Genomic DNA, 26,883 nt, shown 5'->3' on the forward strand with positions numbered 1-26,883 from the left:
TGCTTCTTGTGGTGCTTTTTGTGATGGGTGGTGCGTCGTACGGCTAGGCCGTGATCCGGAAGCGCGTGAACGTCGCGGAGGAGGCGGGGGCCTGTCCCGGTGGCGCGGCGGCGAACAGACCGAGCAGGGCGCCGACCCAGCGCCACGGCGTGGCGGCGAAGACCTCCCCGGAGGGCGTCCAGCCGCTGCCCGTGTCCGCGCTGAAGCGGCAGCGCGCGCCCGCGGCGACCTCGATACGGAGCCGGGCCGAGCCGCCTGGTGCGGGCCTGTCCCGGGCCGCGTCCCGTTCCCGCTCGGCGCCGGACTCGGCGAACTGATGGACCAGGCGCGGCGAGCCGTCGGCGTCGCGCTGGAGCCCGATCCAGCTGAACGCGTCCCCGAGCACCGCGAGCCCGGCCCTGGCACCCGGCGCCGTGCTCTCCAACCGGATGCCGACCTCCACGACGAACCGCTCGGCGGGCAGCCGCTGCACCAGGACGTTCGGCAGTCGCCGCAGGTCGTGCGCGTCGGAGGTGGGTACGCAGGTGAGCCGCAGCCCGTCCCCGGCGTGCCCGGCCGTCCAGCCGGGCCGCGGGTTCGCGGTCCACTGCCACTGCGGTCCGTACCGGCCGCCGGGGAAGTCGTCGTCGGTGGCGGGCGCCGCCACCGGCTGCGGGGGCAGTCGCGGCTTGGGGTGTACGGAGACGGGCTCACCCGCGTCGCCGAGCGCCGGCCAGCCTCCCCCAGTCTCAACTTCGTTCGACTGGGAGGTGCCCCCTTCCGCCCAGCGCATCGGCTGCAGGTGCACCACCCGCCCGTACGCGCCACGCGCCTGGAAGTGCAGGAACCAGTCCTCGCCCGCCGCTGTGCGCACCCAGCCGCCCTGGTGGGGCCCGTTGACCGCCGTGGCGCCCTGCCGGAGGACGACCCGCGCCTCGTACGGGCCGAAGAACTCCCGTGCGCGCAGGGCCCCTTGCCAGCCGGTCTCCACTCCCCCGGCCGGGGCGAAGATCCAGAAGTGGCCGTCGTGCCGGTAGAGCTTGGGGCCCTCCAGGGTGAACCAGCCGGGGATCTCGTCGCCGTCGACGATCGTCTTGCCGTCGTCCAGGACCCGGTGTCCGTCCGGGCTCATCCGGTGGCCGGTGAGCCGGTTCTTCACGCCTGACCGGGACTTGGCCCAGGCGTGTACGAGATAGGCCTCGCCGCTCTCGTCGTCCCACAGGGGGCACGGGTCGATCAGTCCCTTGCCGGGCTTGACCAGGTGCGGGGTGCTCCAGGGGCCGTCGATGGCGGGGGCGTTGACCTGGTAGACGCCGTGGTCTGGGTCGCCCCAGAAGATCCAGAAGGTGCCGTCGTGGTGGCGCAGGGAGGGCGCCCATACGCCGCGGTCATGTCGGGGCTCGGTGAACTCCCCTTCCGGGAGGAGGCGTTCGACGGCGTGGCCGACGAGGGTCCAGTTGACCAGGTCGCGCGAGTGCAGCAGGGGCAGTCCGGGGGCGCGGCCGAAGCTGGAGGCGGTCAGGTAGTAGTCCTCGCCGACGCGCAGCACGTCGGGGTCGGACCAGTCGGCGTTGAGGACGGGGTTGCGGTACGTCCCGTCACCGAGGTCAGCGGTCCAGGGGCGGGTCACTCGTCCCTCACCGCCTGCCGTACGAGGTCTGCCGCCTGGCCCCGGTCCAGGCGGCCGTCCGCGACGACCGTGACGATCCGGCGCGTGAGTGTCGCGCCCGCCTCGATGGCCGTACGGCGTGCGTGGGCGAGCGAGGAGCCGACGCCGGGGTACTCGGCGGCCCGTACGAACCAGGGGTCGCGGCGGGTCGCTTCGTCCGCCCCGGCGAAGACCAGGGTCCAGCCGTCCCCGGCGAACGCGACCCAGTCGGCGGTCGACTCGTGTACGGCCGTCTCGCCCTCGGTGTGTGCGGTGAACACGGCGGGCGGTTCCTTCTCCTTGGGCGCGCGCCAGAAGAAGCCGCCGTAGGCCGCGCCCGGCCTGCCGTTGGTCGCCGGGCTGCCGATGGACAGGGGTGCGTCCGTCGTGTTGCCGAGGGCGAAGGTGAAGTCCAGCGCCCAGGCCTGCCCGGCGAGTTCGCGGGCGACGAGGGTGCGCCGCTCGTGCAGCAGCCGGGTGCCGCCAGCCGTCCAGTACAGGTCTTCCACGAAGGCGTCCGGCTCCCGCATCGGGAAGCCCTGGTGGCGCTGGGCACCGTGGTTGTCGAGTGCGACCGACCCCCGGTCGCGGACGAAGGTGCGGCCGCCCCAGAAGTTGCGGCCCTCGACATCGGGCACCGCCACGCCGACCCCCAGGTGGTGCGGGTGGTCGTCGGGCATCAGCTCGGTGACGGCGGTGCCGCCGAGTGTGGTGACCGGGTGCAGATACGGGCGCGGCGCATGGTCGGTGGCGAGCGCCGACCGGTAGACGTAGCGGCCGACGGGCCGCCCGTCCAGGCGCAGGACCAGAGTGTCGGTCATCGGGGAGCCGCCTCTGTGTCGCGGGCCCAGGGGGCGTCGAGTTCGGAATAGAGCGAGAGGCTGTCGGCGCCGGCCGCGACCAGAGTGTCGATGCCGCGCACGACGCGGCGCTCGGCGCCCTCGCCCGGGACCCGGTGCCAGGCGTCGGCCGGTAGCGGCCGGGGATCGGGTGCCTGTCGAATCGCTTCGACGACGCGCATGAAGGCGCCTGTCGTGTCGGCTGGAACCAACAGCTCCGTATGCCCGGCGAGATGGTCGAGGAGGTTCTCCAGCAGATCGGTACGGCCGTACTGGATCTCTTCGGGTCCGTGGCCCGCGCGCTGCAGCAGCACCCGGTCCTCGGTGTACCAGAAGGTGATCCGGCCGCTGGTGCCGTGCGCGATGACGTACGGCGCGGTGTTCTCCGCGGCGCACAGCGTGGCGGAGACGGTGACATCGGTGCCGTACGCCCCGTGGACCCGTACGCAGGAGGTGTCGTCGGACTCGATGGCGTTGGCGCGGAACAGCTCGGTACGGACGCCGGTGACATCGGCGGCCCGCGGGGTGCCGTTCAGGGCGAGTGCGGTGGCCACGGCGTGTGCCAGGGGGTTGGTGAGTACGCCGTCGATCACGTCGGTGTCGCCCAGGCGGCGGCGTCCGGCCCAGGGGGCGCGCCGGTAGTACGCCTCGTCGCGGACCCAGGCTCCGGCGCCGCCGACGCCGGTCAGGTCGCCGATGGCGCCCGAGGCGATGAGGTCGCGGATCGCGGGCAGGGCATGCGAGCCGAGCGACTGGAAGCCGATCTGGCAGCGCACCCCGGCCTCGGCGACCCCGTCCGCCATCCGGCGGAACTCCGCCTCCGACGGCGCGGGCGGCTTCTCCAGCAACAGGTGCGCGCCGTGCCGGGCCGCGGTGAGCGCGAGGTCGGTGTGGGTCTGGATCGGCGTACAGATCACCGCGACGGCGGCGCCGGTGGAGCGCAGCAGTCCGGCGAAGTCCGCGGACTGCTCGGGCGCGTCGAATCCGGCGAGTTCGTGCGGGTCCAGCGGGGTCAGCTCGCAGACTCCGGCGAGCCTGGCCCGGCCGAGCCGCTCCAGTCTGCGGAGGTTCTCCAGGTGGGAGCGGCCGTGGCCGCGGGCGCCCGCGAGGACGACGGGCAGGGGTTCGGTGGTCTGGGTGGTCATCCCTTCACCGCCCCGGCGCTGAACCCGGTGATCAGCCACTTCTGGATGAAGGCGAAGACGATGACCACGGGGACGGCGGCGATGACACCGCCTGCCGCGAGCGCGCCCAGGTCGACGCTGTCCGCGCCCATCAGGGTGTTGAGGCCGACCGGGATGGTCTGCTTGTCCTGGTCGCTGAGGAACATCAGGGCAAAGAGGAAGTGGTTCCAGCTGTGCACGAAGGCGAAGGAGCCGACGGCGATCAGACCGGGCCGCAGCAGCGGCAGCACCACCGCGCAAAAGGCTCTGAAGCGTGAGCAGCCGTCGACCCAGGCGGCCTCTTCCAGCGTGTACGGCACGTTCTTGATGAAGCCGCTGATCAGGATCATCGACAGCGGCAGCTGGAAGACCGTCTCGGCGATGACGACACTGGCCAGCGAGTTGATCATCTGCAGCTCGGCGAAGATCTGGAACAGCGGTACCAGCATCAGCGCGCCGGGGATGAACTGCGAGCACAGCAGCGCGAGCATGAAGCCGCGCTTGATACGGAAGGTGAAGCGGGCCAGCGCGTAGCCGCCCGCCAGCGCCACGAGCGTGGTCATCAGCAGCGAGGCGACGCCGACGATCAGGCTGTTCTGGAAGAACAGCGCGAAGCTGCGCTCGTTCCACACCTTGTCGAAGTGCTCCAGCGTGATCGGCCACGGCACCAGCGACGAGGAGCCCGCGGGGCGCAGCGCGAAGAGCAGCATCCAGTAGAAGGGGACGAGCGTGAACAGCAGATACAGGCTCAGCGGCACGTACAGCTGCCAGCGCGGGACCTCGTCCCAGGCGCGCCGTTCGCGCCGGGTCGCCCGATTGCCGGGCGCGGTGGGGGCGGCGGGTGGTGCTGTGGCGGTGTCCACCATGGCGGGGTCCTCGGCGGTCTCTCGGGAGGCTTGCTCGGAGGTGATCACTTGTCCTCGCCCCCGAACTTGCTCAGCCGCAGATAGACGATCGAGCAGAACAGGAGGATCACGAACGCGACCGTGGTCAGGGCCGATGCGTAGCCGAAGTCGTGGGAGTCCACCGCGATGCCCGCGATGCGCAGCGGCAGCGTGGTGGTCTCGCCCGCGGGTCCGCCGCCGGTGAGGGTGTAGAGCAGGTCGACGTTGTTGAACTCCCACACGGCGCGCAGCAGAGTGGCGAGGATGATCGCGTCCTTGAGGTGCGGCAGGGTGATGTGGAAGAACTGCTGGAACCGGCCGGCGCCGTCGACCTCGGCCGCCTCGTACAGGTCCTTCGGGATGGACTGCAGGTCGGCGAGGATGAGGATCGCGAAGAAGGGGACGCCGCGCCAGAGTTCGGCGACGACGACGGCCGGGAAGACGGTGGCCGTGTCGGAGAGCCAGGACGTGCCGTGTTCGCCCATGCCCATGTCCGCCAGATAACGGGTCAGGCCGGTCTGGGAGTTGTAGAGCAGCAGCCAGATCGTCGAGGTGAGCACGCCGGAGACGGCCCATGGCGAGAAGACCATGGCGCGGGCGACACCGCGGCCGATGAAGGTCTGGTTGACGATCAGGGCGAGCGCCAGACCGAACAGCAACTGCAGGGTGACCTCGGCGAAGACCCACTGGAAGCTGAAGGTGAGGGTGCGCCAGAAGTCGGGGTCCTCGGTGAAGGCCTTGACGTAGTTGTCGAAGCCGGCGAAGCCGTTGCGCCAGGGCTTGGTGGGGTTGTAGTGCTGCAGGCTGTAGTAGAAGACGCTGGCGACCGGGTAGGCGATGAAGCCGAGCATCAGCAGCCCGGCGGGCGCGATCAGCAGATAGGGCAGCCTGCGGGGTGTCGTGGTCCCCGCGCGGCGCCTGGCGGGTTTCCGGTCCGGGGGTGGTCTACGGACCGGTGGCGCCACGGCTGTGTCCTGGGCCATGACTGTTCTCCGTTCTCAGGGTCTGGCGGCGGTGCGGTGAAGCGCTTCGCGGACGTCGTTCGAGATCTCGTACAGGTGGCCCGCACGAGCGGTCGTACGAAGAAGGGGCGGGTGTGTCAGCCCGCGTACGGTTCCGGGTCGTTGCCCGGCCTGGCCAGGAAGGCGAAGTCGCAGCCGGTGTCGGCCTGGGTGATCTGCTCGTTGTAGAGGGCGCCGTAGCCGCGCTCGTAGCGCTCGGCGGGCGCGGTCCATTCGGCCCGGCGCCGCTCCAACTCCTCGTCTGACACGCCGAGGTGCAGCGTGCGCCCGGTGACGTCGAGGGTGATCGGGTCGCCGGTGCGCACCAGGGCGAGCGGCCCGCCGACATGCGACTCGGGGGCGATGTGCAGCACACAGGTGCCGTAACTGGTGCCGCTCATCCGGGCGTCGGAGATCCGCACCATGTCCCGTACGCCCTGCTTGAGCAGGTACTCGGGGATGGGCAGCATCCCGTACTCGGGCATGCCGGGCCCGCCCTTGGGACCCGCGCCGCGCAGTACCAGAACGCTCTCGGCGGTGATACCGAGCGCCGGGTCGTCGATGGTGCGCTGCAGCTGCCGGTAGTCGTCAAAGACAACAGCGGGCCCGGTGTGCTGGAGTAGCTGCGGCTCGGCGGCGATGTGCTTGATGACCGCGCCGTCCGGGCAGAGGTTGCCGCGCAGCACGGCGAGGCCGCCCTCGTGAGCGACCGGGTTGCCGCGGGTGCGGATCACGTCGTCGTTGTGGACGAGGGCCGACTCCAACTGCCCGCCCAGAGTGCCGTTGACGGTGGGCCGGTCCAGGTGCAGCAGATCACTGATCCGCGAGAGGAACCCGGGCAGTCCCCCGGCGAAGTGGAAGTCCTCCATCAGATACCGGCCGCCGCCCGGCCGGAGGTTGGCGAGCACCGGCACCGTACGCGCGATGCGGTCGAAGTCGTCCAGGGCCAGGGTGACCCCGGCCCGCCCGGCCATCGCGATCAGGTGGATGACGGCGTTGGTGGAGCCGCCCAGTCCAAGCACGGTGGTGACCGCGTCCTCGAAGGCCTCCCGGGTCAGAACCCGGGACAGCGTCAGGTCCTGCCATACGAGGTCCACGATCCGGCGTCCGGAGGCGGCTGCCATCCGGTCATGCCCGGAGTCGACGGCGGGGATCGAGGAGGCACCGGGCACGGTGACACCCAGCGCCTCGGCTGCCGCGGTCAGCGTGGACGCCGTACCCATGGTCATGCAGTGGCCGGGCGAGCGGGCCAACCCGGCCTCCAGCTCGGACAGTTCGCAGTCGCCGATGAGCCCGGCCCGCTTGTCGTCCCAGTACTTCCACATGTCCGTGCCCGAGCCGAGCGCCTCCCCGCGCCAGTGTCCGGGGAGCATCGGCCCGGCCGGCACGAACACGGTGGGCAGGTCGGCGGACGCGGCGCCCATGAGCAGCGCGGGGGTCGACTTGTCGCAGCCGCCGAGCAGCACCGCCCCGTCCACCGGGTAGGACCGCAGCAGTTCCTCGGTCTCCATGGCCAGGAGGTTGCGGTACAGCATCGGTGTCGGCTTCTGGAAGGTCTCGCTGAGCGTCGACACCGGGAACTCGAGCGGGAAGCCACCGGCCTGCCAGACGCCCCGCTTGACGGCCTGTGCCCGGTCCCGCAGATGGACGTGGCAGGGGTTGATGTCGGACCACGTGTTGAGTACGGCGATGACCGGCTTGCCCAGGTGTTCCTCGGGGAGATAGCCGAGCTGTCGGGTGCGGGCGCGGTGGCTGAAGCTCCGCAGCCCCGAGGAGATCTCGTCGCCGTACCACTGGTGGCTGCGCAGCTGTTCGGCGGTTCTCCGGTCGCTCATATGTCCCACCCCTTGACGATGGCGGCGACCTCGGCACGCTGCTCGTCGGGCAGCGAGGCGGCGGGCGAGCGCACATCACGGCGGCACAGCCCCAGGGCCCACAACGCCTCCTTGATGACGGACACGTTGTTGGCCGAACTGTCGGCGGCGCGCAGGTCCTCCAGACGGCGGATCTGCTCCCACACCTTCATCGCGGCCGGGTAGTCACCCGCGCGCAGCGCGTCGAGCATGCCGCGCGAGACGCCCGGCGCGACATTGACGAGCCCGGAGGTGAAACCAGTGGCGCCGCTCGCGAAGTACGAGGGCGCGTACAGCTCGGCAAGGCCGGCGACCCAGACGAACCGGTGCAGCCCGGCATCACGGCTGAACGCGGCGAACCGCGCCGCGTCCGGCACCGCGTACTTGGCGCCGATGACGTTCGGGCACGACTCCCCCAGCTCGGCGAGGCGTTCGCCGCTGAGCTGCGGGTTGCGGATGTAGGGAACGACGCCAAGTTCTGGCACCGCTTCGGCGATGGCCCGGTGGTAGTCGAGCCAGCCGAGCTGCGAGACATACGGGTGTACGGGCTGATGCACCATCACCATGGTCGCCCCATGGCGCTGTGCGTGCAGCGCGGCCTCGACGGCGGTCGGCACATCATGCCCGACGCCGCCCAGGATCTCCGCCTCACCACCAGCCTCCTCGGCGGTCAACTCCAGCACGGTACGGCGCTCTTCAGGTGTCAGCGTGTAGAACTCGCCAGTGTTGCCGTTCGGCGTGAGGGTGCGGACACCGCCGTCGAGAAGACGGCGCACCAGGGCCCGGTGCGTCTCCTCCTCAACGGTGCCGTCCGCGGCGTACGGGGTGACGGGGATCGCCACCACGTCGGCGAGCGCGGTGCGCTGCGCGGCGAACTGCTCCGGGTGCGGAGCGGGGTAGGTCATGCCTGCTCATCCTCTTCCGGGAAGGCGCGTGCGACGAACGAGGCGATATGCGTGTGCAGGGCGAGGGCCGCGGCGTCACAGTCCCCGGCCAGCGCGAGCCGCAGGATCTCCCGGTGCTCGGCGGCCTCGCGCTCCCAGGAGGGCGTCTCGGACCAGGCGACGGCGGACACCAGTGCGGCCTGGTCGCGCACCTCGTCGAGCATCTTGGACAGCAGCGGGTTGCCGCACGGCAGATACAGCGCGCGGTGGAACTCCCGGTTGGCCAGGGAGCGTTCGGCCGCGTCGGAGGCGGAGTCGGAGCGCTCCAGCGCCTCGCTCGCCACGTCGAGGGAGGCACCGCGCCGCACGCTGCGGCGCAGCGCCTCCGGTTCGAGCAGCAGCCGTACGTCGTACACCTCGCGGGCCATGGTCGCGTCGACCATGCGCACAGTGACGCCCTTGTACTGGCTCATCACCACGAGTCCGGTCCCGGCGAGGGTCTTCAGCGCCTCGCGTACGGGCGTCTTGGACACCCCGAACTGCGCGGCCAACTCCGACTCGACCAGTGACTGCCCGGGCGTCAACTGCCCGGTCAGGATGCGGTGCTTGATCGCCTCAAGCACATACTGCGTGCGTGAGGGGATCGGGGTCGGCACGGAGGTCATGGGCTCCCTCAGATCTCGCGTATCACGTCTCATATATGACGTACGAAGTACGACGCGATGAAGGTAAGAGGGGCCCCTTGTTTCGTCAATGCTTCTGACAAAAGAACTTCCGCACCGCGTCCAGGTCGGCATTCGAGGCCAACCCCGCGTGGTACAGCCGCAGTTCCGTGGCGCCCAGGTCAGCGGCCCGCGCGACGTCCTGGGCGAGGCTGTCCGGGCGGCCACCCATGCCGGAGACCACGGTGAGGTTGGCGGCGACAACCGAAGCAGCCCCAGCACTCTCGGCGAAGGGGCCAACCAGCCCCGCACCCCCCGCACAAGGCACGACCACCCCATCCGCGACCGCCATAACGTGGGCCGGATCAACGCCCGCGTTGGCGCCGCAGTGATACGCGACCGGATCGGCGTGCAACAGCACCCGGAACCCACCGTCAGCCGCAGCACGCACAGCCGCGACAACAGCCTCCTGAAGCTCACGGGCCACCCGAGACCGATACCCGAGTGTCACCCGCACCCAATCAGCATCCGGCAGCCGGTCGCTCGCCCCACCCGCCCACACAGGCTCCAGGGCCGCACGCACCAGCCCCGCCAACTCGTCCGGGTCGAGCCCGGACTCCTCGTACCCACCCCTGCAGACGGGGCAGAAGCACAGGGACATCAGATACTGCCCCGCGTCACCGAGCGCCACGCCCCCGGTCTTGTCATGGGCGTTCAGATGCGCGAAGCCGTACCACCCACACGACTCCAGCTCGGTGCCACGCGCTCCGGGCCGCACCGCCGCCTCGGCGGCCAACTCGACCAGGTACGCGCGCGTGGCGGGCTGCGCGATGCAGGGCGCCCACGGATAGCGGTCACCATACGCATTGACCACACACACATCCGGATACTCCGCCCCCAGCCGGGAGTTGTGAGCGAGCACCACCCAGGAGTGCACCTCGAAACCAGCACCCGCCAGGGCCTCGGCCGCCTCGGCGTACGCGTCACCAGGAGCCCAGTCCCCGGCCGCGTACGGCCTGAGCCGCCGCCCGCGCCACCGCTCGCCGGGCGGGTACAGCACGGCGGCGTACTCCGCCGTCACGATCCGATGCCGTGGATGGCGCGGGGTCACGGCACGCGTGGAGTGGTACGCCGAAGCCAGCGTCACCTGCTCCACACCGAGCCCCGCGAGCCTGCGCGGAGCGTCCGGGTCACCGACGACATCCCAGGGGTAAAGAAAGACCGAGGCCTTCACAGAGACTCCCGTACATGCATATATTCTGCGTCTACATTTCTGAACGCGCTTACGCTAGGGCGGCGTTGCACCGCAGGTCAACGGACCAGTCCGGCGCACCGAGGAGGCACCCGCATTGCCCGCTCCCCGCACCGTCCTGCTCACCGGCGCCGCCGGCGGCCTCGGCACCCTGATGCGGGACCTGCTGCCCGCGTACGGCTACGAGTTGCGCCTACTCGACGTCGCCCCGGTCGCGGGCGCGCCCGACGCGATCCGCGCCGACCTCGGGGACCGGGAGGCACTGCGCGCCGCCGTACGCGGCGTGGACGCGATCATCCACCTCGCGGGCATCTCCCTTGAAGCCTCGTTCGCGGACATCCTCAAGGCGAACATCGAAGGCACGTACAACCTCTACGAGGCCGCGCGCCAAGAAGGCGTCGAGCGCGTCGTGTTCGCATCCTCGAACCACGCGGTGGGCTTCACCCCGCGCCCCGACGACGACGCCCCCCGCGTCAGCGTCGACACCCGGCACCGCCCCGACACGTTCTACGGCCTGTCGAAGTGCTTCGGCGAGGACCTCGCCCAGCTCTACTGGGACAAGCACGGCCTGGAGACCGTTTCCGTTCGCATCGGCTCCTGCTTCCCCGAGCCCACGTCGGTGCGCATGCTGTCCCTGTGGCTGAGCCCGGGCGACTGCGCCCGCCTCCTTGATGCCGCCCTGACCGCGGCCGACGTCGGCCACACCGTGGTGTACGGATCATCGGCCAACACCCGTGCGTGGTGGGACCTGTCCTCGGCGCGGGCCCTCGGCTACGAGCCGCGGGACGACTCCGAGCCGTACGCCGCGAAGCTGCTGGCCGCGGAGGGGGCACTCGACCCGGCGAACCCCGACCACGCGCGCCTGGGCGGCCACTTCTGCACGAACCCACCGACGTGGCGCTCTGACCTCGCCTGACCTGTACGCCGTGTCGGACGAGGTTTGGCGTGTCGGGCGCGTCGGGCGCGCCGTGTGTGCGCTCTGTTTCGTTGTGGGGCGGGGGCGCGCTGGGAGGCACGTGCTCTTCAGCGCGGCCGTGGGGGTGCGTTCTGTTTCGTTGTGGGGCGGGGCCGCGTCGGGGGGTACGTGCTCACGCCGACGTCGCACCCGGTACGGGAGATGGATCCCGGTGTGGACCGTCGGCGCTGCGCGCGCACCCCCCGCCCCGTCACNCGGGCGCAGCACCACGGCGCGGAGCACGCACCCCGACGCGGCCCCGCCCCACAACAAACAGCGCGCACCCGGCCCACCCCGGAGCGCGCCTCAGCCCACCACCACCCCGTTCAGCACGATCCGGCGCGGCGCCGCCAGCACCCGGACGTCCGCGCGCGGGTCCTCGTCGTACACCACGAGGTCCGCAGGCGCGCCCTCCTCAAGCCCCGGCCGCCCCAGCCACTCCCGAGCACCCCAGGTCGTAGCCGACAGAGCCCGCACCGCCGGAATGCCCGCCCGAGTCAGCTCGGCGACCTCCGCCGCCGCCAGCCCGTGTGCCAGCGAGCCCCCCGCGTCCGTACCCACGAACACCGGGACCCCCGCGTCGTAGGCCGCCCGCACGGTGTCGTACCGGCGCTCGTACAACCGCCGCATGTGATCGGCCCAGATCGGGAACTTGCTGTCGCCCGCTTCCGCCAGCTTGGGGAAAGTCGCGATGTTCACCAGGGTCGGAACGATGGCGACCCCCCGCTCGGCGAAGAGCGGAATGGTCTCCTCGGTCAGCCCCGTGGCGTGCTCGATGCAGTCGATACCCGCCTCGACAAGGTCCCGCAGCGAGTCCTCGGCGAAGCAGTGCGCGGTGACCCGCGCCCCCAGCCGGTGCGCCTCGGCGATCGCGGCCTCCACCGCGTCACGCGGCCAGCAGGCCGACAGATCCCCGCTGCCCCGGTCGATCCAGTCCCCGACGAGCTTGACCCAGCCGTCCCCCCGCCGCGCCTCCCGCGCCACGTACGCGACCAGATCCGCAGGCTCGATCTCGTGCGCGTAGTTGCGGATGTACCGGCGGGTACGGGCAATGTGCCGCCCCGCTCGGATGATCTTCGGCAAGTCCTCGCGGTCGTCGATCCAGCGCGTGTCGGAGGGTGATCCGGCGTCCCGGATCAGCAGCGTCCCGGCCTCCCGGTCGGTGAGGGCCTGCTTCTCGGCGACGTCGGCGGTCACCGGCCCATGGGTGTCCAGGCCGACATGGCAGTGCGCGTCGACCAGCCCCGGCAGCGCCCAGCCCTCGACGGTGCGCACATCGCGCACCCCGGCAGGCCGGGTGTACGACACCCTCCCGCCGACGACCCACAGCTCGTCCCGTACGTCATCGGGCCCGACGAGCACCCGCCCCTTCACCCGCAGCACCGCGCGATCACTCATATACGGCAGCGTAGAACGCTCTGGGTACGCTCAGGACGCCAGGCCCACCCGCAAAGGCCCCCGCACCGGCGAACCCGCACACGAGAAGAGACCAGCACGTGACCCACCCCCTCCTCGACCTCCCCCCGCTGACCGCCACGCGCTTCGCCGAGATCGAGCGCCGGGTGGCACGACTCCTCCGCACCGAGCAGGACGTCGTGATCATGCAGGGCGAGGCGCTGCTCCCCCTGGAGGCCTGCATCCGCTCGGGCGCGCGCCCCGACTCCACCGCACTCAACATCGTCACAGGACCGTACGGCCAGACGTTCGGCAACTGGCTGCGCGACTGCGGGGCACACGTCGTGGACCTGACCGTGCCCTTCCACACGGCCGTGACCGCGCGCCAGGTCGAGCAGGCACTCGCCGAGCACCCGGAGATCGACTTCGTCTCCCTGGTGCACGCCGAGGCCGCGACCGGCAACACCAACCCGGTCGCCGAGATCGGCAAGGTGGTACGCGCCCACGGCGCGCTGTTCATGGTCGACGCCGTCGCCTCGGTGGCCGCCGAGCCGCTGCTGGTCGACGCCTGGGGCGTGGACCTGTGTGTGATCGGCGCGCAGAAGGCGATGGGCGGCCCCGCGGGCGTCTCCGCCGTCTCGGTGAGCGAGCGCGCCTGGCAGCGGTTCGCCGAGAACCCGCGCGCCCCGCGCCGCTCCTACCTGTCGCTGCTCGACTGGAAGGAGCGCTGGATCGACGGCGGTCGCCGGGTCCTGCCGCACGCTCCGGCGCAGCTGGAGATGCTGGCCCTCGAGGCCTGCGTCGAGCGGATCGAGGAGGCAGGCCTGGACACGGTGACCACCCGGCACGCGCGCGCCGCCGAGGCCACCCGCGCAGGCACGCTCGCCCTGAGCGGCGCCGCGAGCAGCGCCCGGGCCGACGGCCAGAGCGATGGCCAGAGCGACGGCCACAGCGGCGGCCAAGGACGCACCCAGAGCGGCGGCGGCCTCCAGCCGTACGTCCACGACGCGGCAGACGCCGCACCGGTCGCCACGACGCTGCGCGTACCCGCCGGGACCGACGCGTCCGCCCTGGTCGCCAGGGCGCTCGCCGCCGACCCCACGCTTCCCGTCGTGGCCGGTGGCGGCGCGCTCGCCCAGGAGATGATCCGGGTCAACCACTACGGCGCCGACGCCACCGTCGACGTGGTGCACGCCACGCTGGCGGCACTCGGCGCCGCGCTGGTCGAGGAGGCCGGGGCCACGGTGGACCTGGCGGCCGCCAGGCGCGCGGTCACGGCCGTCTGGCCCCAGTCCGAGTGAGCCACGCAGTACCCGACGCGAGACCAGAGTGACGCAAGCAAGAGAAGGGCTACCAGGCCGAATTGCGGGACTCAGGCGAAGCATTGACCCCATGAATTGACGGCCATTGCTTGAATGCGGGTACATGAATAGGGGAAGCTGCTTTTCCAGCGCAGCTTCCCGTCTTCTTCTGCCCGGTTTCCCCGAGGCTAAACGCTAAGATTTTGCGAACGCCAAACCGCGTAATTCGGACAGGTCTCACGAGAGTTACGGCCTTGTGACCTACTCCACAAGGTGCCCGTTTTGCCCCAATGTTACCGGGCAAAACACTGCATACCGCCGCGCACCCACGCGCGATAACACAGAAGGCGTCTTCACGTAACCCCTTCCGGCGATGCAATTTCGATTTTAGGTCGGTAAATTCAATCTGCATGACCGCTGCACAAGCAGACCTAGCACCGACTCGTAGTGACATTGCCGAAAAGCTGGGAGACCTGAGGCTCGACCGCCCCGAGGTGGAGGACGGAGCCGCGCTCTGGCGAATCGCCCGCGACTCCAAGACCCTCGACCTCAACTCCTCCTACAGCTACCTCCTGTGGTGCCGTGACTTCGCCGGCACCTCCGTGGTGGCCCGCGACACCGACGGGCGGCCGGTGGGCTTCATCTCCGGCTACGTACGGCCCGACCGCCCGGAGACCCTGCTGATCTGGCAGGTGGCCGTGGACGAGGCCCAGCGCGGCCGGGGCCTGGCCGCCGCGATGCTGGACGGCCTCTCCACGCACGTCGCTGGTAAGGGTAGGCTAACCTCGCTGGAAACCACCATCACGCCAGGCAACACCGCCTCCGAGCGTCTGTTCACCTCGTACGCCCAGCGGCACGGCGCAACCGTCGAGCGCGAGGTGCTGTTCGGTGCGGGCCTGTTCCCCGACGGCGGCGGACACGACCCCGAGGTGCTCTACCGGATAGGCCCCCTGTCCTTCTGAGCCGCAGGGCCGCGACCGGCCCGCACCCGAGCTTTCCGACAGACCCCATACCCAGGTAGCACCCCCCACGACTTTCATCTCCCAGGAGGAGATTCGCTGTGACCATCACCCAGCCCGACCTGAGTGTCTTCGAGACCCTGGAGTCGGAGGTGCGCAGCTACTGCCGCGGTTGGCCCACCGTCTTCGACCGTGCGCAGGGCAGCCGCATGTACGACGAGGACGGCCACGAGTACCTCGACTTCTTCGCCGGTGCCGGTTCGCTGAACTACGGGCACAACAACCCGGTCCTCAAACGCGCCCTGATCGACTACATCGAGCGGGACGGCGTCACCCACGGCCTGGACATGTCCACCACGGCCAAGCGCGCGTTCCTGGAGTCGTTCCAGAACACGATCCTGCGCCCGCGTGACCTGCCGTACAAGGTCATGTTCCCGGGCCCGACGGGCACCAACGCCGTCGAGTCCGCGCTGAAGCTGGCCCGCAAGGTGAAGGGCCGCGAGTCGATCGTGTCCTTCACCAACGCCTTCCACGGCATGTCGCTCGGCTCGCTCGCGGTGACCGGCAACGCCTTCAAGCGCGCCGGTGCGGGCATCCCGCTGGTGCACGGCACGCCGATGCCGTTCGACAACTACCTCGACGGCCAGACCCCGGACTTCATCTGGTTCGAGAGCCTGCTGGAGAACTCGGGCTCCGGTCTGAACCACCCCGCGGCCGTGATCGTCGAGACCGTGCAGGGCGAGGGCGGCATCAACGTCGCCCGCGCCGAGTGGCTGCGCAAGCTCGCCGACGTCTGCAAGCGCTGGGACATGCTGCTGATCGTCGACGACATCCAGATGGGCTGCGGCCGTACCGGCGCGTTCTTCTCCTTCGAGGAGGCGGGCATCACGCCGGACATCGTCACCGTCTCCAAGTCCATCAGCGGCTACGGCCTGCCGATGGCCCTGACGCTGTTCAAGCCGGAGCTGGACATCTGGGAGCCGGGCGAGCACAACGGCACCTTCCGCGGCAACAACCCGGCCTTCGTCACCGCGGCCGCCGCGCTGGACGCCTACTGGGCCGACGGTCAGATGGAGAAGCAGACGCTGGCCCGCGGTGAGCAGATCGAGCAGGTGCTGTCCGCGATCCGCGCCGAGCACCCCGAGGCCACCAAGGAGTACCGCGGCCGCGGCCTGGTCTGGGGCCTGGAGTTCCACGACAAGGAGCGCGCCGGGAAGGTCGCCAAGCGGGCCTTCGAGCTCGGCCTGCTGATCGAGACCTCGGGTCCGGAGAGCGAGGTCGTCAAGATGCTGCCCGCGCTGACGATCACCGCCGAGGAGCTGGACGAGGGTCTGCGCACCCTGGCCCGCGCCGTGCGCGAGACCGCCTGACCCCGCCCCCGTACTCGTAGCAGCAGCCGTACGCGTAAGAGAAAAGGAACCGAGTCACCGTGATCGTCCGTTCGTTCAAGGACATAGAAGGCACCGACCGCCACGTCAAGGCGGCCTCCGGCACCTGGGAGAGCAAGCGGATCGTGCTCGCCAAGGAGCGGGTCGGCTTCTCGCTGCACGAGACCGTGCTGTACGCGGGCACCGAGACCTCTATGTGGTACGCCAACCACATCGAGGCCGTCGTCTGTGTCGAGGGCGAGGCCGAGCTCACCGATGACACGACCGGCGAGAAATACACCATCACGCCGGGCACGATGTACTTGCTGGACGGGCACGAGAAGCACACCATGCGGATCAAGGAGGACTTCCGCTGCCTGTGCGTCTTCAACCCGCCGGTGACGGGCCGAGAGGACCACGACGAGAACGGCGTGTACCCGCTGCTCACCGAGCCTGAGGCGAGCTGACCAGCGAGCAGCTGACGAGCGGGCTCACGCCCGGGCTTTGACGCCCCCCTGATCTCCTCGGCCGCCCCCGCTTTCTCGGGGGCGGCCGAGGTGTACATCCCGTAAGGGCCGTACGAGAGGAGAGGCAGGCAACACCATGACCACCGCACCCGAACGCACCGCCGACCTGTACCCGACCCGAGGCGCCACCGAGGTGCTCATCGACCGCAAGGACCCTGTGGTGTGGTCCGAGCCGGGTACCACTGGGCCGATCGCGGCCGACGAGCTGGCGGGGTTCGAACGGGACGGTTTCCTGGCGATCGAGCAGTTGATCGCGCCGGACGAGGTAGAGGTCTACCACGCCGAGCTGGAACGGCTCATGAACGACCCCGCGATGCGGGCGGACGAACGCTCCATCGTCGAGCCGCAATCCCAGGACATCCGCACCCTCTTCGAGGTGCACAAGATCAGCGAGCTGTTCGCCAAGCTCGCCGCTGACCCGCGCGTCGTCGGCCGGGCCCGTCAGATCCTGGGTTCCGACGTCTACGTGCACCAGTCGCGCATCAACGTGAAGCCCGGCTTCGGCGCCACCGGCTTCTACTGGCACTCGGACTTCGAGACCTGGCACGCCGAGGACGGCCTGCCGAACATGCGGACCGTCTCGGTGTCCATCGCGCTCACCCGGAACTACGACACCAACGGCGGTCTGATGATCATGCCGGGGTCGCACCGTACGTTCCTGGGGTGCGCGGGCGCGACGCCGAAGGACAACTACAAGAAGTCACTGCAGATGCAGGATGCCGGAACCCCGTCCGACGAGGCACTCACCAAGCTCGCGTCGGAGTACGGAATCCGGCTGTTCACCGGCGAGGCGGGCTCGGCCACCTGGTTCGACTGCAACGCCATGCACGGTTCGGGGGACAACATCACGCCCTACCCGCGGAGCAACTTCTTCCTCGTGTTCAACAGCGTGGAGAACACCGCGGTGGAGCCCTTCGCGGCGCCGATCCGGCGGCCCGAGTTCATCGGAGCGCGGGACTTCACGCCCGTGAAGTAGGGCTCTACGGATCGAAGGCAAGGCCTTGAGGTAGCCGCGGCCCGGCACCCCGCCGTTCCGGGGTGCCGGGCCGACTCAGAGCCTGCCCTAGGGGGCGTCTCTCCGATCTTCGCGGATCAGCCTGCGCCCGCTGCGAAGCAGCTGATGTCTCGCGGTGCGGTGCATCGGCGTGCGGCCGGATCGCCCTCGTACTGGACGTACTTGGGTGATTCGGCCGTGCGTCGAAGGGGGTCCCTCCCTGCTCAATGGGGTCTCCCCTGCTCGAGCGCAGCCGAGAGCTTGGGGAAGCAGTCGAGAGCTTGGGGGCGCGTGCCAGGCGTCGCGGGCCCGCGAAGATCGGAGAGACGCCCCCTAGTACGTCACTTCACCGTGCGGACAGCACATCGAGCAGCCGGTCCACATCGGCCGCGGTGTTGTACAGGTGGAAGGAGGCGCGCAGGTTCCCGGCCCGGTCCGAGACCTCGATGCCGGCCCGGCTCAGCTCCGGCTGCCGGTGGCCGAGGCCCGGGACCGACACGATCGCCGAACCCGGCGACGGCACCGGGGTGTGGCCGAGTGCCGCGAGACCGGTTCGGAAGCGGCCGGCGAGCGCCAGGTCGTGGGCGCGGATGGCGTCGACGCCTACCTCCTCGACCAGCGCAAGCGACGCGCGGGCGCCCGGGTAGGAGAAGAGGCTGGGGCTGATGTCGAAGCGCCGCGCGGAGTGGGCGAGTTCCTCGACGGGTCCGTAGCAGCTGTCCCAGGGGTGTTCGCCCGCGACCCAGCCCGCGAAGATCGCGGACAGCCCGCCGAGGTCCTCGGGGACGACGAAGAACACGATGCCGCGCGGGCAGAACAGCCACTTGAAGGCGACCGCCACCGTGTAGTCGTCGGCCGCCGCGTCCAGCGGCAGCCAGCCCGCCGACTGCGAGGCGTCGACCAGCGTACGGGCGCCATGGGCGCGCGCCGCGGCCCGGATCGCGGGAAGGTCGGCGACCCGGCCGTCCGCCGACTGTGCGGCGCTGCATGCGACCAGGGCGGTGTCCGGGCGTACCTCGTCGGCCAACTTCTCCAGCGCCACCGTACGCACCGCGAGGTCGCGGCGCATATGGAACGGGTTCACCAGGGAGCTGAAGTCCCCTTCGGCGAGCAGCACTTCGGCGCCCTGTGGCAGTGAGGCGGCGATCATCCCGGTGTAGACGGAGACCGAGGCCCCGGCCGCGACCTGGGATACCGGGACCCCGGCCAGCCGGGCGAACGCGGCTCGGGAGGCTTCGACGTCCTCGAACATGTCGGTGGGGCGCCCGGCCGCCGCGCCCGCCATGGCCTGCTGCATCGCGGTCACGGCGCGCTCCGGCAGCAGCCCGGTGCTCGCGGTGTTCAGATACGTGTTCTGCGGCGCGAAGGCGCCGCCTGCGAGGCTGTCCATGCCCCCACTCTGCGGCACCGCCAACACCCCGTCTATTGCATAACGTTGGCGGTTACCTCCAAGAGATGCTTATGCGTGGGCGTTGACCTGCGGAACCTCGCAGCCGTCAGGCCCGCAGGCCTCGCCCGCACCGGGCGTCGCCGCCACCGTCCGCAGCGGCGCGCGGTTGCCCCACGCCTGCTCCAGGGCCTGGGTGAAGACCTCGGCGGGCTGCCCGCCGGAGACGCCGAAGCGCCGGTCGAGCACGAAGAACGGCACCCCGGTCGCGCCCAGCTCGGCGGCCTCCCGCTCGTCCGCGCGCACCTCGTCCGCGTACGCGGCGCCGTCGGCCAGTACGGCCCGGACCTCGGCCTCGTCCAGACCGGCCTCGACGGCGAGCGTGACCAGCACCTCGGGGTCGAAGACGGAGCGCTCCTCGGCGAAGTTCGCCCGGTAGGCCAGGTTCAGCAGCGCGTCCTGGCGGCCGCGGTCCCTGGCCAGATGCAGCAGCCGGTGGATGTCGAAGGTGTTGCCGTGGTCGCGGCCCTCGGTGCGGTAGTCGAGCCCTTCGGCGTGCGCGTTGGAGGCGACGTGCTCCTCCATGGCCTGCGCCTCCTCGCGGGTGCGCCCGTACTTCTTCGCCAGGAGGTCGATCACCGGCGCGGTGTCGCCCTGGGGCCGGTCGGGGTCGAGCTCGAAGGAGCGGTGCACCACCTCGACCTGGTCGCTGTGGGCGAAGGCCTTGAGGCCCTTCTCGAAGCGGGCCTTGCCGATGTAGCACCATGGGCAGGCGATGTCGCTCCAGATCTCGACGCGCATCTCTGTGACTTCTCTCCGGTCGTACGGGTACCCGGTCAATCGGGTGCGGAGGCCCCCTCCGCTCCCTGCCCAACGCGGGTCGGGTGCGGAGCATTCCCCAGCTGGGGAGGTCCCTGGCCGGATCCCGCCCTGTCCCGCGCCACACCAGTCCTGCAAGATAGGCCGATGGCCGACAACGCCCAGGACATGGTCGAGGGGCACACCCACCAGGCGCTCGACTCGCTGCAGCGCGACCCGTACCCGGTGTACGCGCGCGCCCGAGCGACCGAGGGACTCACCTTCGTACCGGAGCTGGACGCCTGGCTGGTGAGCCGGTACGCGGAGGTCCGTGAGGTGCTGCGCAGGCCGGAGGACTTCTCATCGGCCGTCGCGCTGCGCCCCGACGTGCGCCTGGTGCCCGAGGCGCGGGCCGTGCTCCGCGCGGGCCCCGGCGGCGGCCCGGTGGTCGTCGCCGCGGACGGCGCCGCGCACCAACGGCTGCGGGCCCCGCTGCTTCGCGGGCTGAGCCCCGCGCGGGTCGCCGATGCCCGCGGGTTCGTCACCGAGCGGGTCACCGCCCTGGTGGACGGCTTCGCGGGCGACGGGCGGGCCGACCTGATGGCCGACTTCGCGGCGCGGCTGCCGGGCGGGGTCATCGGCCACCTCCTCGGCCTCTCCCCCGAGGAGACCGCGGTCGCGGTGCACGGCAGCCGCCGCGCGGAGCAGCTCATGTTCCGGCCGCTGCCGGCCGACGAACAGGTACGGGCCGCGCGGGACGTGGTGGCGGCACAGGAGGTGTTCGCCGCGCACGCCGTACGCCGCTGGGCTGACCCCGGCACCGACCTGACATCGGAGATGGTGCGGGCGCTGGCACCCGACGGCCCCGAGCCGTCCGGGGAGCGGCTCGCCGAGATCGTGTCGAATCTGCACAACCTGCTGCTCGCCGGGCATCTGACCACCACGGCCCTGCTGGGGACGGCGCTGCACCGGCTGCTGTGGCGGCGCAAGCGGTGGGAGGCGCTGTGCGCCGATCCGGAGTCGGTCCCCGCGGTGGTGGCCGAGGCCCTCCGCTGGGGCTCCCCGGTCCAGGGCTTCCGGCGGGTCACCACCCGCCCGGTGACCCTGGCGGGCACCAAGCTCCCGGAGGGCACCACGGTGTTCCTCTCCTACGCCGCCGCCAACCGGGACCCGGCCCTCACCTCGGACCCGGACACCTTCGACCCCACGCGCGGCCCCACCCGCCACCTCGCTTTCGGCCACGGCGCACACGGCTGCCCCGGCGCGGGCCTCGCCCGTGAAGAACTGCGGATCGCGCTGACCACCCTGGCCCGCCGCCTGCCATCGCTGCGGCTCGCGCCCGGCGCACGGGTGGAGATGCTGCCCACGCTGATCCACTGGTCACCGCGCGCACTCCCGGTGGTGTGGACTACCGGCTAGTCCGTGGCGTGGACGACCGGCTACCTCCGTCGTGAGGACGACCGGCTAGTCCGTGGCGCTGGCGGCGGCGAGGCGGCTGAAGGATGCCCGGTAGGCGCTCGGCGTGAGGCCGGTGCGGCGCTGGACGTGCTGGCGCAGCGAGTCGGCCGTGCCCAGGCCGCAGGCGCGGGCCACCTGGTCCATCGGGAGGGTGCTGGTCTCCAGGAGCTCCTTGGCCCGCTCGATGCGCTGGTGCAGCAGCCACTGCAGCGGGCTCACCCCCGTCTCGGCGTGGAAGCGCCGGGTGAGCGTACGGACACTGACGCCCGCGTGCCGGGCGAGGTCGGCGAGGGTGAGGGTCCGGTCCAGGTTGCGCATCGCCCAACCACGGGTGTCCGCACAGGCGTTGCCGCGCTCGGGCGGCAACGGGGTCTGGGTGAACTGGGTCTGGCCGCCGGGGCGTACCGGCGCCACCAGGGCCAGCCTGGCCACGGTGTTGGCGACCGCGGAGCCGTAGTCGGTGCGGATGATGTGCAGGCAGAGGTCGATCCCGGCCGCGTAGCCGGACGAGGTCATGATCTGCCCGTCCTGGACGTAGAGGACGTCGCCCTGGAAGTCGAGCGCCGGATAGCGCTCGCGAAGCTCGTCGGCGACGCCCCAGTACGTGGTCGCGGCCCGCCCGTCGAGCAGTCCCGCCTCGGCGAGTACGAACGAGCCGCTGCAGATGGACGTGATCCGCTTGCCCGCTTCGGCGGCCGCGCGCACCGCCGTCACGGCGAGCGGGTCGGGCTCGTACCGGTGCCCGGTGCCCGCGACCAGCACGGTGTCGGCGTCGGCTACCGCTTCGAGCCCCCGCTCCACCCGGAGGTCGAGGCCGCCGGTGGTGGCGATGACGCCCGGCTGCGGGGTGCACACGACCACCTCGTAGCCGGGGCCGCCGTCCACCTCGACCTTCTCGAACAGCATCTCCGGGATGGCGAGGTTGAACATCGACACGGGCGAAGGCGCGATGACGACCACCCGGTGCGGGCGGGTGGGGTACGGCTGCGGCATGGCCAGAACCTCCGGACGTATGGCATTCAGGCCACTACTCTACGTCCCTGGAGATCGCCAGGCTGGGGACATGGCAACGAGAGAGCTCACCAAGACCGCTACCAGGCCCGCCCCTTCGGGCAGCGCACACTCCTCCCGGCACTCCCCCGGGCTCACCCTCGCCGCCGCGCTGCTGGGCGTCGCGCTGATCACGCTCGACGCGTCGGTGGTGAACGTGGCGCTCCCGGCGATCGGCGAAGCGCTCGGCGGCGGTATGTCCGGGCTGCAGTGGGTGGTGGACGCGTACGTCCTGGCGCTCGCCGCGCTGATGCTCTCCACCGGCGCCTTCGCCGACCGTACGGGGGCCACGCGCGCGTACGCCATCGGGATCGCCCTGTTCACCGCTGCCTCCGTGGCCTGCGGCCTGGCCCCGTCCATGGGCGCGTTGATCGTCGCGCGCGTGGTGCAGGGCATCGCCGCCGCCGTCGTCCTGCCCGCCTCACTGTCCCTGGTACGCCAGGCCTACCCCGACGCCGCGCGGCGGGCCCGGGCGGTGGCGCTGTGGACGGCGGGCGGCTCGGTGGCGGTGGCGCTCGGACCGGTCGCGGGCGGGGCGCTGACCGCCCTCTGGGGCTGGCGCGCCATCTTCTTCGTCAACCTGCCCCTGGGCGCGGCGGCCCTCGTCCTGCTGACCCGGGCGCCCCGCTCCCCACGGCGGCCCGCCCCGCTGGACCTGCCGGGGCAGCTGACCGCCGTCCTGGCCCTGACCGCGCTCACCTTCTCGGTGATCGAGGGCGGCTGGGCCGGCCTGGTCTCGCTGGGCGTCGCGCTCGCCGCGGCCGCGGCCTTCCTGCTGATCGAGGCCCGGCAGCCGCATCCCGTGGTGCCGCTCGGGCTGTTCCGGAACCGGACCGTGGCGGTCGCGGTGTCCGCGGGCGCCGCGGTCAGTGTCGCCTTCTACGGCATGGTCTTCGTCTTCAGCCTCTTCTTCCAGCAGGTGCAAGGCCGTTCGGCCCTGCAGGCGGGCCTGCTCTTCCTCCCGATGACGGGGCTGATCGCCGTGGTGAACGTCGTCGCGGGCAAGCTGGCAAGCCGCTTCGGGCCACGGCTGCCGATGCTGCTGGGCCAGTCGCTCGCCGTACTCGGGCTGCTGCTCCTGCAGTTCGCGGACGCGCGGACCCCGGCGCCGCTGCTGGCGCTGCTGCTGGTGCCGATGGCGCTGGGATGCGCCATGACGATTCCGCCGCTGACCGCCGCGATGATGGACGCGGTGCCGGGGGAACGGGCCGGGGTCGCCGCGGGCGTGCTCAACGCTGCCCGCCAGTTGGCCGGAGGCCTCGCCGTGGCGGCCTTCGGCACACTGCTCGCGGACGACTTCGCGTCGGGGCTGCGGGCGAGTCTGCTGCTCAGCGCGGGGTTGCTGGCGGTGACCGCGCTGGCAACGGCCCGCTTGCCGAGGGGCAAGCAGGGGTGAGCTTCAGCTCTGCCCCGGCTGGAGCTCAGCTCTGCCCCGGCTGAAGTTCAGCACTGCCCCGGCTGGAGCTCAGCCCAGCCCCGGCTGAAGTTCAGCACTGCCCCGGCTGGAGCTCAGCCCAGCCCCGTCACCCGCCGCGGCAGGCTCAGCGGATTCGCGTCCCGTAGCTCCGGCGGGAGCAGCGGCTCCGGCGTGTTCTGGTACGCGACCGGCCGCAGCCAGCGCTCGATGGCCGTCCCGCCGACCGACGTCGAGGTGGAGGTCGTGGCCGGGTACGGCCCGCCGTGGTGCTGAGCCGAGGCGACGGCCACGCCGGTGGGCCAGGCGTTGACCAGGACGCGCCCGGCCAGCGGCGTGAGCTCGGCGAGGAGTTCGGCCCCGCGCCCCTCGCCCGCCTCCTCGGCCGCGGACAGGTGCACGGTGGCCGTGAGGTTGCCGGGCAGTCGGGACAGCACCGAGGCGACCTCCGCGTCGGAGTCGTAGCGGGCGACCACCGTGAGCGGCCCGAAGCACTCCTCCAGGAGCAGGTCGTGTTCCCCGGACGACGTGAGCCGCGCTGCCGGAACCGTCAGGAAGCCCGCGCTCACCGTGTGCGCGTCGCCCGCTCCGGGCGTCACCGGGGCGTCCACGTCCGGGAGTCCGGCGCGCTCGGCCGCGCCCTCGACGAAGGTGTCCCGCATCCGGTGGTCGAGGAGTACCCCGGACTCGGTCGCGGAGACCGCGTCGGTGAGGGACTTGACCAGCCGGTCGCCGCCCGCGCCCGACGGCGCGAGTACCAGGCCCGGCTTGACGCAGAACTGGCCGACCCCGAGGGTCATCGAGCCCGCGAGCCCGCTGCCGATCTCCTCGGCGCGCTCGGCGGCCGCCGACTCGGTGATGACGACGGGGTTGAGGGAGCCGAGTTCACCGTGGAAGGGGATCGGCACGGGCCGGGCCGCCGCCGCGTCGAAGAGCGCGCGCCCGCCGCGGATCGAACCGGTGAAGCCCGCGCCGGAGACCAGCGGGTGCCTGACCAGCTCGACGCCCGCGTCGAAGCCGTGGACCAGGCCGATGACGTCCGCGGAGATGCCCTGCTGCCCCGCCGCCCGGCGCAGTACCGCCGCGACCTGCTCGGAGGTGGCCGGGTGGTCCGGGTGCGCCTTGACGACCACGGGGCAGCCCGCCGCGAGCGCGCTCGCGGTGTCGCCGCCCGGCACCGAGAAGGCGAACGGGAAGTTGGACGCCGCGTAGACGGCGATCACGCCGAGCGGGACCTTGTAGCGGCGCAGGTCGGGGATGGGCGGGGTGGCCGACGGGTCCGGGTGGTCGATGACGATGCCGAGGAAGGAGCCCTCGTCGACGATGTCCGCGAAGGACCGCAACTGATAGCAGCTGCGGGCGAGTTCACCGGTGAGGCGGGCCTGGCCGAGCGCGGTCTCCGCGTCCGCCACCGCGACCAGGTCGCCCCTGGCCTCCTCCAGCAGGTCAGCGGCGCCGCGCAGGAAGGCGGCGCGCACCGCGCGGTCGGCCAGCGCGTCCCGTACGGCGTGCGCGGCGCCGACCTCCCGGTCGACCTCCGCGGCCGTGGCCTCCACCGCGACCTGCTCCCGCCGCTTCCCGGTTCGGGGGTCGACACTCCAGACTGGTACTGCTGCCACGACCGCTCCCTCAGATCCTTCAGACGCGATGCCACTCACCAGGGTCGTTCGATATGCTGAACGCCGTCTCTGATGCTGAACTTCCTCGGAGGCTATGCGCAGGCGAACGAAGGGGTCAAGGGGATGTCGGCTGCCGACACAGGTGGTGGGTCGCAGGTCAAGTCCGCTGTGCGGACCGTTGAGTTGCTCGAGTACTTCGCGGGCCGGCCGGGGATGCACTCGCTTGCCGCGGTCCAGGAGGCCGTCGGCTATCCCAAGTCCAGTCTGTACATGCTGCTGCGCACCCTGGTGGAGCTCGGCTGGGTCGAGACGGACGCCACCGGCACCCGGTACGGCATCGGCGTACGCGCCCTGCTGGTGGGCACCTCGTACCTCGACGGCGACGAGGTGGTGGCGGCCGCGCGCCCGACCCTGGACCGGCTCGCCGACGACACCACCGAGACCATCCACCTCGCCCGCCTGGACGGCGTGAACGTCGTCTATCTCGCCACCCGCCAGTCGCAGCACTATCTGCGCCCCTTCACCCGGGTCGGCCGCCGACTGCCCGCGTACTCCACCGCGTTGGGCAAGGCGCTGCTCGCCACCCACAGCGACGAGCAGGTCCGCAAGCTGCTGCCAAAGACCCTGGCCCCGGTGACCGAGCACACCCTCACGGACCGCGAGGCGCTGATCGAGGAGCTGCACGCGGTGCGCGAACAGGGGTACGCCGTGGACCGCGAGGAGAACACCCTCGGGCTGCGCTGTTTCGGCGTCGCGATCCCCTACCGCACCCCGGCGCGGGACGCGATCAGCTGCTCGGTACCGGTGGCACGGCTGACGCCCGCCCATGAACAGATTCTCAAGGACGCACTGTTCGACGCACGCGACCGGCTCACGCTGGCGACCAGGAGGCTCTGATGGAGATCGCGCTGCGGCCGGTCCACGACAGCGATCTGCCGGTGTTCTTCCGGCAGATGAACGACCCGGAGGCGTGCCGCATGGCCGCCTTCACCGCCGAGGACCCGTCCGACCGGACCCGTTTCGACGCGCACTGGGCGCGGATCCGGGCCTCGGACGACGTCGTACGCACTGTCCTGGCGGACGGTGACGTGGTGGGCAGCGCTGCGGTGTACGGGGCACCGGGCGAGCGCGAGGTGACGTACTGGATCGACCGGCCCTACTGGGGGCGCGGCCTGGCGACGGCGACGCTGCGGGCACTGCTCGACCTGGTCCCCGAGCGCCCGCTGTACGCCCGTGCCGCGGCGGACAACGCGGCCTCGATCCGGGTGCTGGAGAAATGCGGGTTCGTGGTGACCGGGCACGACCGGGGGTTCGCCCACGCGCGGGGCGAGGAGACCGACGAAGTGGTTCTCGCTCTGCACGGGTGACGAGCGGTTCTCACGCCGCACGGGTGGCGCAGTGGTTCTCACGCCGCACGGGTGAGGCGGGTCCGGTCCCGCCTCCCGCGTGAGCAGGGGGCCGCCTCCCCCGTGCGGCGGAGGCGGATCGTCGCAG

24 protein-coding genes are annotated in these 26,883 nt (G+C 71.3%); 10 read left to right on the forward strand and 14 right to left on the reverse strand.

Annotated features, from left to right (window positions below; all coding sequences use genetic code 11):
* Positions 1-43: 43 nt before the first annotated feature.
* The 9 genes from U9R90_RS23930 to U9R90_RS23970 all read right to left on the reverse strand — a co-directional run bounded on the left by U9R90_RS23930 (position 44) and on the right by U9R90_RS23970 (position 10,147).
* Positions 44-1,609, reverse strand: a complete 1,566-nt coding sequence (locus U9R90_RS23930) for a family 43 glycosylhydrolase (RefSeq protein ID WP_411058710.1) — start codon at positions 1,607-1,609, stop codon at positions 44-46.
* Complete coding sequence (locus tag U9R90_RS23935) at positions 1,606-2,448, reverse strand: PmoA family protein (protein WP_411058711.1); 843 nt, start codon at positions 2,446-2,448, stop codon at positions 1,606-1,608. The genes U9R90_RS23930 and U9R90_RS23935 overlap by 4 nt, the downstream gene beginning before the upstream one ends.
* A complete protein-coding gene (locus U9R90_RS23940) occupies positions 2,445-3,611 on the reverse strand; it encodes a Gfo/Idh/MocA family protein (RefSeq protein WP_411058712.1) in 1,167 nt (388 codons plus the stop codon). The genes U9R90_RS23935 and U9R90_RS23940 overlap by 4 nt, the downstream gene beginning before the upstream one ends.
* Positions 3,608-4,495, reverse strand: a complete 888-nt coding sequence (locus tag U9R90_RS23945; protein ID WP_411058713.1) for a carbohydrate ABC transporter permease — start codon at positions 4,493-4,495, stop codon at positions 3,608-3,610. The genes U9R90_RS23940 and U9R90_RS23945 overlap by 4 nt, the downstream gene beginning before the upstream one ends.
* 44 nt (positions 4,496-4,539) lie before the next feature.
* On the reverse strand, positions 4,540-5,496 hold the full coding sequence (locus U9R90_RS23950; RefSeq protein ID WP_411058714.1) for a carbohydrate ABC transporter permease: 957 nt from the start codon (positions 5,494-5,496) through the stop codon (positions 4,540-4,542).
* A gap of 116 nt (positions 5,497-5,612) precedes the next feature.
* On the reverse strand, positions 5,613-7,349 hold the full coding sequence (gene araD / locus U9R90_RS23955; protein ID WP_411058715.1) for an L-arabinonate dehydratase: 1,737 nt from the start codon (positions 7,347-7,349) through the stop codon (positions 5,613-5,615).
* A complete protein-coding gene (locus U9R90_RS23960; protein ID WP_411058716.1) occupies positions 7,346-8,272 on the reverse strand; it encodes a dihydrodipicolinate synthase family protein in 927 nt (308 codons plus the stop codon). Before U9R90_RS23960 ends, araD begins: the two co-directional genes overlap by 4 nt.
* Positions 8,269-8,916, reverse strand: a complete 648-nt coding sequence (locus U9R90_RS23965; protein ID WP_411058717.1) for a GntR family transcriptional regulator — start codon at positions 8,914-8,916, stop codon at positions 8,269-8,271. The genes U9R90_RS23960 and U9R90_RS23965 overlap by 4 nt, the downstream gene beginning before the upstream one ends.
* Before the next feature lie 85 nt (positions 8,917-9,001).
* On the reverse strand, positions 9,002-10,147 hold the full coding sequence (locus U9R90_RS23970; RefSeq protein WP_411058718.1) for a hypothetical protein: 1,146 nt from the start codon (positions 10,145-10,147) through the stop codon (positions 9,002-9,004).
* A gap of 115 nt (positions 10,148-10,262) precedes the next feature.
* Between U9R90_RS23970 and U9R90_RS23975 the strand changes: the two genes are divergently transcribed.
* Positions 10,263-11,081, forward strand: coding sequence for an NAD-dependent epimerase/dehydratase family protein (locus U9R90_RS23975; RefSeq protein ID WP_411058719.1), 819 nt, complete (start codon positions 10,263-10,265; stop codon positions 11,079-11,081).
* Positions 11,082-11,426: 345 nt separating this feature from the next.
* Here U9R90_RS23975 and U9R90_RS23980 read toward each other — a convergent pair whose 3' ends face one another.
* Complete coding sequence (locus U9R90_RS23980) at positions 11,427-12,518, reverse strand: amidohydrolase family protein (RefSeq protein ID WP_411058720.1); 1,092 nt, start codon at positions 12,516-12,518, stop codon at positions 11,427-11,429.
* A 98-nt stretch (positions 12,519-12,616) separates the two neighbouring features.
* Between U9R90_RS23980 and U9R90_RS23985 the strand changes: the two genes are divergently transcribed.
* The 5 genes from U9R90_RS23985 (at position 12,617) to thpD (ending at position 17,645) form a co-directional block, all read left to right on the forward strand.
* Positions 12,617-13,816, forward strand: a complete 1,200-nt coding sequence (locus U9R90_RS23985) for a pyridoxal-phosphate-dependent aminotransferase family protein (RefSeq protein WP_411058721.1) — start codon at positions 12,617-12,619, stop codon at positions 13,814-13,816.
* Between the two features lie 410 nt (positions 13,817-14,226).
* Entirely contained in the window at positions 14,227-14,778 is a 552-nt protein-coding gene (ectA, locus tag U9R90_RS23990; RefSeq protein WP_411058722.1) for a diaminobutyrate acetyltransferase, read from the forward strand.
* Positions 14,779-14,876: 98 nt separating this feature from the next.
* Complete coding sequence (gene ectB, locus U9R90_RS23995) at positions 14,877-16,145, forward strand: diaminobutyrate--2-oxoglutarate transaminase (RefSeq protein WP_411058723.1); 1,269 nt, start codon at positions 14,877-14,879, stop codon at positions 16,143-16,145.
* 59 nt (positions 16,146-16,204) lie between these two features.
* The gene (locus U9R90_RS24000) at positions 16,205-16,609 is read left to right on the forward strand and encodes an ectoine synthase (RefSeq protein ID WP_411058724.1); all 405 of its coding nucleotides are present in this window, start codon (positions 16,205-16,207) and stop codon (positions 16,607-16,609) included.
* A 136-nt stretch (positions 16,610-16,745) separates the two neighbouring features.
* Positions 16,746-17,645 (forward strand): ectoine hydroxylase, encoded by a 900-nt coding sequence (gene thpD / locus U9R90_RS24005; protein ID WP_411058725.1) that lies wholly within the window; start codon positions 16,746-16,748, stop codon positions 17,643-17,645.
* Between the two features lie 364 nt (positions 17,646-18,009).
* Here the strand turns inward: thpD and U9R90_RS24010 are convergent, their stop codons facing one another.
* Together U9R90_RS24010 and U9R90_RS24015 are read right to left on the reverse strand one after the other, a co-directional pair.
* Positions 18,010-19,053 carry an aminotransferase class V-fold PLP-dependent enzyme gene (locus tag U9R90_RS24010; protein ID WP_411058726.1) on the reverse strand — a complete coding sequence of 348 codons (1,044 nt, stop codon included), beginning with the start codon at positions 19,051-19,053 and terminating at the stop codon, positions 18,010-18,012.
* Between the two features lie 69 nt (positions 19,054-19,122).
* Positions 19,123-19,851, reverse strand: coding sequence for a DsbA family oxidoreductase (locus U9R90_RS24015; protein WP_411058727.1), 729 nt, complete (start codon positions 19,849-19,851; stop codon positions 19,123-19,125).
* A gap of 165 nt (positions 19,852-20,016) precedes the next feature.
* Here U9R90_RS24015 and U9R90_RS24020 point away from each other — a divergent pair, with 165 nt between their 5' ends.
* Positions 20,017-21,267, forward strand: coding sequence for a cytochrome P450 (locus tag U9R90_RS24020; RefSeq protein WP_411058728.1), 1,251 nt, complete (start codon positions 20,017-20,019; stop codon positions 21,265-21,267).
* Between the two features lie 45 nt (positions 21,268-21,312).
* On the opposite strand, the gene U9R90_RS24025 is transcribed toward U9R90_RS24020, so the two are convergent.
* Complete coding sequence (locus U9R90_RS24025; protein ID WP_411058729.1) at positions 21,313-22,299, reverse strand: GlxA family transcriptional regulator; 987 nt, start codon at positions 22,297-22,299, stop codon at positions 21,313-21,315.
* Positions 22,300-22,369: 70 nt separating this feature from the next.
* Here U9R90_RS24025 and U9R90_RS24030 point away from each other — a divergent pair, with 70 nt between their 5' ends.
* Positions 22,370-23,752, forward strand: coding sequence for an MFS transporter (locus tag U9R90_RS24030; RefSeq protein WP_411058730.1), 1,383 nt, complete (start codon positions 22,370-22,372; stop codon positions 23,750-23,752).
* A gap of 113 nt (positions 23,753-23,865) precedes the next feature.
* Here U9R90_RS24030 and U9R90_RS24035 read toward each other — a convergent pair whose 3' ends face one another.
* On the reverse strand, positions 23,866-25,389 hold the full coding sequence (locus tag U9R90_RS24035) for an aldehyde dehydrogenase (NADP(+)) (RefSeq protein ID WP_411058731.1): 1,524 nt from the start codon (positions 25,387-25,389) through the stop codon (positions 23,866-23,868).
* A 123-nt stretch (positions 25,390-25,512) separates the two neighbouring features.
* Between U9R90_RS24035 and U9R90_RS24040 the strand changes: the two genes are divergently transcribed.
* Complete coding sequence (locus U9R90_RS24040; RefSeq protein WP_411058732.1) at positions 25,513-26,286, forward strand: IclR family transcriptional regulator; 774 nt, start codon at positions 25,513-25,515, stop codon at positions 26,284-26,286.
* A complete protein-coding gene (locus U9R90_RS24045) occupies positions 26,286-26,756 on the forward strand; it encodes a GNAT family N-acetyltransferase (RefSeq protein ID WP_411058733.1) in 471 nt (156 codons plus the stop codon). The genes U9R90_RS24040 and U9R90_RS24045 overlap by 1 nt, the downstream gene beginning before the upstream one ends.
* The last annotated feature ends 127 nt before the right edge of the window (positions 26,757-26,883 follow it).

The sequence above is a fragment of the Streptomyces sp. E11-3 genome, from assembly GCF_046540415.1.
Taxonomy (GTDB): Bacteria; Actinomycetota; Actinomycetes; order Streptomycetales; family Streptomycetaceae; genus Streptomyces.